Origin of the sequence: Eubacterium sp. AF15-50 (assembly GCF_934835595.1) — a bacterium.
In the GTDB taxonomy this organism is placed as follows: Bacteria; Bacillota; Clostridia; order Lachnospirales; family Lachnospiraceae; genus Eubacterium_G; species Eubacterium_G segne.
On the sequence record NZ_CAKVZL010000108.1, the window covers coordinates 1 to 6,381 of the forward strand.

At 37.7% G+C, this 6,381-nt stretch carries 8 protein-coding genes; all 8 read right to left on the bottom strand.

The features are described 5' to 3' along the window. Nucleotides 1-1,640: lysine--tRNA ligase (lysS, locus tag Q5O73_RS09655; protein ID WP_302669576.1), on the bottom strand; the 1,640-nt coding region annotated here is incomplete at its 3' end. Nucleotides 1,641-1,664: 24 nt separating this feature from the next. Beyond that, complete coding sequence (gene greA / locus Q5O73_RS09660) at nucleotides 1,665-2,150, bottom strand: transcription elongation factor GreA (protein WP_302624553.1); 486 nt, start codon at nucleotides 2,148-2,150, stop codon at nucleotides 1,665-1,667. A 120-nt stretch (nucleotides 2,151-2,270) separates the two neighbouring features. Then, complete coding sequence (gene dusB, locus Q5O73_RS09665; protein ID WP_302624554.1) at nucleotides 2,271-3,224, bottom strand: tRNA dihydrouridine synthase DusB; 954 nt, start codon at nucleotides 3,222-3,224, stop codon at nucleotides 2,271-2,273. 1 nt (nucleotide 3,225) lies between these two features. After that, nucleotides 3,226-3,996 (bottom strand): type III pantothenate kinase, encoded by a 771-nt coding sequence (locus Q5O73_RS09670; protein ID WP_302624555.1) that lies wholly within the window; start codon nucleotides 3,994-3,996, stop codon nucleotides 3,226-3,228. Then, the gene (locus Q5O73_RS09675) at nucleotides 3,996-4,325 is read right to left on the bottom strand and encodes a DUF6145 family protein (protein ID WP_021952222.1); all 330 of its coding nucleotides are present in this window, start codon (nucleotides 4,323-4,325) and stop codon (nucleotides 3,996-3,998) included. Before Q5O73_RS09675 ends, Q5O73_RS09670 begins: the two co-directional genes overlap by 1 nt. Before the next feature lie 12 nt (nucleotides 4,326-4,337). Beyond that, nucleotides 4,338-5,252, bottom strand: a complete 915-nt coding sequence (locus Q5O73_RS09680; protein ID WP_021952221.1) for an SPFH domain-containing protein — start codon at nucleotides 5,250-5,252, stop codon at nucleotides 4,338-4,340. 65 nt (nucleotides 5,253-5,317) lie between these two features. Next, the gene (locus Q5O73_RS09685; protein ID WP_302624556.1) at nucleotides 5,318-5,743 is read right to left on the bottom strand and encodes an NfeD family protein; all 426 of its coding nucleotides are present in this window, start codon (nucleotides 5,741-5,743) and stop codon (nucleotides 5,318-5,320) included. Nucleotides 5,744-6,005: 262 nt separating this feature from the next. Next, on the bottom strand, nucleotides 6,006-6,381 hold a 376-nt coding region (locus tag Q5O73_RS09690; protein ID WP_302669577.1), incomplete at its 5' end, for an SH3 domain-containing protein.

A 6,381-nucleotide genomic window follows, 5' to 3' on the forward strand; every position in this document is an offset into this window, starting at 1 on the left:
ACCTTTACCTTAGAAAAATCAATCTTTTCAGACTCAGTTTTTACATTTTTTTCAGGTGCTTCAGAAGCTGTATTATTTACATCATTTTTCTTATTTACACCATCTAAGGACTTCATTGTCGGGAACAACAGCACGTCCCTAATTGCTGCAGAGTCTGTAAGTAACATTACCATTCTGTCGATACCAAAGCCGATACCGCCTGTAGGTGGCATACCAATTTCAAGGGCATTTAAGAAGTCCTCATCTGTATGTTCTGCCTCATCATCACCTGCTGCAAAAGCCTCTTCCTGTGCTGCGAATCTTTCTCTCTGGTCAATTGGATCGTTAAGCTCTGAATAAGCATTAGCCAATTCCCATCCGTTCATAAAGAACTCAAAACGTTCTACATAATCAGGATTTTCTGGTTTCTTCTTTGTAAGTGGAGAAATCTCAATTGGGTGATCCATAATAAATGTAGGCTGAATCAAATGTTCCTCTACATATTCCTCAAAGAATAAGTTTAGGATGTCACCCTTCTTGTGACGTTCCTCAAATTCCACATGATGCTCTTTAGCAAGCTCTCTTGCCTGTTCTAATGTTTCAACTTCATTCCAGTCAACACCTGCATACTTCTTAACAGCATCTACCATGGTAAGTCTCTCAAACGGCTGACTTAAATCCATCTCAATACCATTGTATGAAATCTTTGCGCTGCCACAAACCGTTTCAGCCAGATGTCTGTAAAGATTTTCTGTTAAATCCATCATACCGTGGTAATCTGTATATGCCTGATATAATTCCATAAGAGTAAATTCCGGATTGTGTCTTGTATCAACACCTTCATTACGAAATACTCTTCCAATTTCATAAACCTTCTCAAGTCCGCCTACAATAAGTCTCTTTAAGTAAAGCTCCAATGAAATACGAAGCTTAACATCTTCATCTAAAGCATTAAAATGTGTCTCAAAAGGACGGGCAGCCGCACCACCTGCATTGTGAACAAGCATAGGTGTTTCAACTTCCATAAATCCCTGTCCGTCTAAGAACTTTCTGATTTCACTTATAATCTTTGATCTCTTAATAAATGTATCCTTTACTTCCGGATTCATAATAAGGTCAAGATATCTCTGACGATATCTTAAGTCTGTGTTTGTAAGACCATGATGCTTTTCCGGAAGAATCTGAAGACTCTTTGATAAAAGTATAACTTCTGTTGCGTGGATACTCTTTTCACCTGTCTTAGTAGTAAATGCGTATCCCTTTACGCCAACGATGTCACCGATATCCATCTTCTTAAAGGCTTTATATTCGTCAAAAGGTTCATCTCCTAATTCATTTCTGGCTACATAAACCTGAATATTTCCTGTTTTATCCTGGACATTACAGAATGATGCCTTACCCATAACACGTTTAAGCATAATACGTCCTGCAATAGAAACAAGTTTAGCATCATCTTTAATGAGCTTTCCTTCCTCGTCATGCTGACATTCAAACTGTTCAAAATTATCCTTAATTTCTGTTGTATGATTTGTAACATCATACTTTGTAATCTGGAAAGGATCCTTTCCCTGTGCCTGCAAATCAGCAAGTTTCTCGCGACGTACCTTTAAAAGCTGATTTACATCCACCTGCTGGTTATTATTCTTATTCTGCTCTGCCATTTTTAACTCCTAATATACAAATTTTTATCTCTCTGTCTTAATTTCAAGAACTTTATATTTTGAAACAGTATCACCCATTTCAACTTCAACTTCCTCACCAACTTCTTTTCCAATAAGTGCTCTTCCAAGAGGTGATTCATTTGAAATAAGTCCCTTTAAGCTGTTAGTCTGTGTTGAACCAACAATGCTGAATTCCAATTCCTCATCATATTCAAAATCATAAATCTTAATATGACAACCAACGTTAATCTTCTTATCATCAATGTCATCTGCACCAACAACTTCAACGTTTTTAAGAATCTTCTCTATTTCTTCAATTCTTGCTTCAATATCTCTCTGCTCATCCTTTGCAGCATCATATTCAGCATTTTCTGATAAGTCTCCCTGCTCTCTTGCTTCCTTAATCTTTGCTGCAACTTCTTTACGTTTATTTACTTTTAAATCTTCTAATTCTGCCTCTAATTTCTGTAATCCTTCATAAGTAAGAATATTTTTCTTTGCTTCTGCCATTTTCTATTCCTCCAATCGGCTACTGGTTCAAAACTTTTACACTTTATAATAGCAAGGTGACTGTTTATTGTCAACCTTAACGCCCTATTTTACTGGGGATTTTGCCAATTTTTCCCCTTGTTATAACCTGGATTCTATAACCTCTTTTAGAGACTCCCAGCTTACTATTTCATTACATCTGCGTCTAAGCTCTGCTGAATGTGGCAGACCCTGTGTGTACCAGGCAATATGTTTCCTCATTTCCCGCACTGCGGTATATTCGCCTTTGTACTCAATAAGCATAGATGCATGTTTTAAAATCATGTTTTTCACCTCTTCTGCCGAAGGCTTCTCAGGCACTATTCCTGTTTTAAGGTATTCATTAATTTCCTTAAAAATCCACGGATTTCCTCTGGCAGCTCTTCCTACCATAAGTCCGTCACATCCGGTATATTCCTTCATTGCCTTGGCATCTTGTGGTGAAAAAATATCACCATTTCCTATAACCGGGATTTTCACCGCCTCTTTCACTGCCTTAATAATATCCCAGTCAGCCTTTCCGCCGTAATACTGCTCCCTTGTTCTCCCGTGAACAGCTACAGCTGCCACTCCACAGCTTTCAGCAATCTTTGCAATTTCTACCGCCTGAGATTCCCCATCCTTAAAACCTTTCCTTGTTTTAACAGTTACCGGTTTGTTAATGGCTTTAACCATTTTTGTAAGGATTTCCTCAACCAATTTAGGCTGTGTCAAAAGGTATGAGCCCTCATGGTTATTTACAATTTTAGGCACCGGGCATCCCATATTTATATCAATAAAATCACAGTTCCCTTCCGCCACACGGCTACCTATTTCAGCCATTATATCCGGGTCGGAGCCAAACAGCTGGATTCCCACAGGATGTTCTCTTTTGTCAATGTTAAGAAGTACATCTGTATTTTTATTTTTGTATAATATAGCCTTGGCACTTACCATTTCCGAATACAATATGCCGCATCCCTGTTCCTTGCAAAGCAGACGAAATGGCAGGTCTGTTACACCTGCCATTGGTCCTAATGCCAAACTATTTTCAATTTCAACATTACCTATTTTCATATTATTTTCTGTTCTTTTCGTAAATTATTCGCATTCCCTGAAGTGTCAGTTCGTTATCATATACATCAATTCTGTCCGTATTTTTATAAATTATACGTCCCATTCCCCCTGTAGCAATTACCTTAAGATTGTCAAGACCGCTTTCTTCCTTTATCTTATCAATAATATACTCCGTCTGTCCGATGTATCCGTATACAATACCTGCCTGCATGCTTGAAATGGTATCCTTTCCTAAAATAGATGACGGCTTTTTGATTTCCACCTCAGGAAGTTTTGCAGTACAATCCCAAAGTGCCTTGGCACAAATCTTTATTCCCGGAGATGTAACCCCCGCTTCAAAAGTTCCGTCCCCTAAAATCAAATCATATGTAGTAGCTGTTCCGAAATCCACCACGATACATGGTCCGCCGTAAAGTTCATAAGCTGCCACTGCGTCAACTATTCTGTCAGAGCCTACCTCCCTAGGGTCGGTTCTATTAATTTTTATACCTGTTTTAGTACCGATACCTACGATTATAGGCTCAATTCCAAAATATTTAATAATTCCACTGTTAAGGGAATACATAACCTTAGGCACAACAGATGAAATAATAACATCTTTTATGCTTTTAATATTAATTCCCTTTCTAACTATCATTTCAGCAATCAATGAACCAAATTCATCTGATGTTCTAACCGCCTGAGTGGTAATTCTGAAAGTAGAATGTATGTCTTTTCCCTCAAACAATCCCAGTGTAATATTTGTATTTCCTACATCAACTGTCAACAGCATTACGCATCTTCTCCTAAAACAAATACTTTATAATACATTTCCAAAGATTCCAGCAATTCAGCCTTTTCCAGCTGTATCTGTCTGATTTTCAGTCCGCTTCCGATATCATCATATAATATGTCTCCTTCGTCTGCTTCCGTAATCAGTCTGAGACTTCCGTCCTCCTGAAACTCCAGTAAAAAAATTCCTCCTACGTCTTCCGTGAACAACACACACATTATTTGTAATTCCTGCTTAATCTGTTCCGGGAGATTAGAAAACTGTTCATTTAAATAATATTTCTTCTCATATGCACTAGCGCCACACAAGACCATCTTTTCATTAAACATTTCCAAGTACCTTTAATCTTTAATAACTTCTGCTAACGCTTTCACTGAACCGGCAATTCCCTGAATTTCAGATGGAATAATAATCTTTGTTGCCTGACCGTCAGCTGCTGCGGCAAATGCTTCAAGGCTCTTAAGTGTTATAACCTTATCATCAGCACCTGCTTCTTTAATAGCTCTGATACCATCAGCTGTTGCCTGCTGAACCTTAAGAATAGCTTCAGCCTCACCGTCTGCCTCAAGAATTTTCTTCTGCTTATCAGCTTCTGCCTTTAAGATAGCTGACTGCTTATCAGCTTCTGCATTAAGAATGGCTGCTTCTTTCTTACCTTCTGCAATAAGAACTGCTGATTTCTTTTCACCTTCTGCTCTAAGAATCTGTTCACGTTTTTCACGTTCAGCTCTCATCTGCTTTTCCATTGCTTCCTGAATATCTCTTGGCGGAATAATATTCTTAAGTTCAACTCTGTTAACCTTAATTCCCCATGGGTCAGTTGCAACATCAAGCTCTGTTCTCATTCTTGCATTTATTGTTTCTCTTGAAGTAAGTGTTTCATCAAGCTCTAAATCACCAACAATATTTCTAAGAGTTGTTGCTGTAAGGTTTTTAATGGCAACAATAGGATTTTCAACACCGTATGCATAAAGCTTAGGGTCTGTAATCTGGTAGAAAATAATTGTATCAATCTGCATTGTTACATTATCTCTTGTGATAACAGGCTGAGGTTCAAAATCAGCTACCTGCTCTTTTAAATTAACTCTTCTTGAAATTCTATCAAGAAATGGCACTTTAAAGTGAATACCCACAGACCATGTCTGCTTATAAACACCTAATCTTTCAATAACACATGCATGTGCCTGCGGCACGATTTTTACACATGTAGACACTAATAAAATTGCCAATACTATTACGATTAAAAATGGAATCATACTTAATCCTCCTAAAAATTATTATTTATGATAAAACAGTGGTTCTCTCCAACTGCCAACCAACATTATGCCTGCTTTACAATAGCCTTTACCCCTTCTATGGCAACAACCTCCACTAAAGCATCCTTTTTGATTTCACTTCCGTCTTCACTTCTTGCAGTCCATTCCATACCGTCAATGGATACCTGTCCCTTTGCATTTAAGTTATCAATATCCTCAAGGACCTTGGCTTTCTTCCCAATAAGTGAATCTACATTAGTTTTTTCAGCCTTATTATTTATATACTTAACAGCTATAGGTCTTAAGAAAATCAAAACCACTACCGTTACTATTATAAACACTATTGACTGAATAATCCAATTATCCGTAATAAGCGCCGTAATACAACCTGCCAATGCTCCCACTGCGAACCATATGCATGTAAGACCTAATGATATAAGCTCAAGCACTGCAAATACTACAAATAAAATAAGCCATCCTATATAATTCATAGCTCTAACCTCCTTATATAATGTGTATCTCCTGTAGTCAAAGGCATTTCACAGGAAACATTTTTGAAGGGACTTTCCTTCATCCGTTTCCCTCTAAGATAGTAAAGAACATTATAACATATACTTTACATTTTAACTAGTAATTCCCGAAATGTCAGGAATTTTTACAGGTGTACGTTTTTATAACCGCCATTGGCTTCTGCATAGCCTCTATTATTTAGACAAAAAAGAAACCCATATATGCGTGGATTTCTTTTATTAATTACTGTACATTATTTACATTTTCAACATATTCAGATTTTACAAATCCATTATTTCCATTATAGTTAATTTCCACCCAATCTCCCTGCTGTGATATTACCTCAAAGACTTCGTCCTGATCTACCATTCCCAAAACCTCTGCGTCTTCATTGGCCTGATCACGTACGTTAAGAGTATCAGCAATAACCTTAACCTGTGTAGCTGGCACCGGTTCCGTGGCCACTTCTGTAGTTGCTGCCTCAGTTTGTGCTTCCGTAGTTTCCTCCTGAGTCTGTGCATTATCTTCTGTCACTGTTTCAGTAGTTGATTTTCCCGCTGCCACCTTTTGTGCGTCTTTATTATTAAAAGCCACTGATTCATTTACCATAGCCTGACTT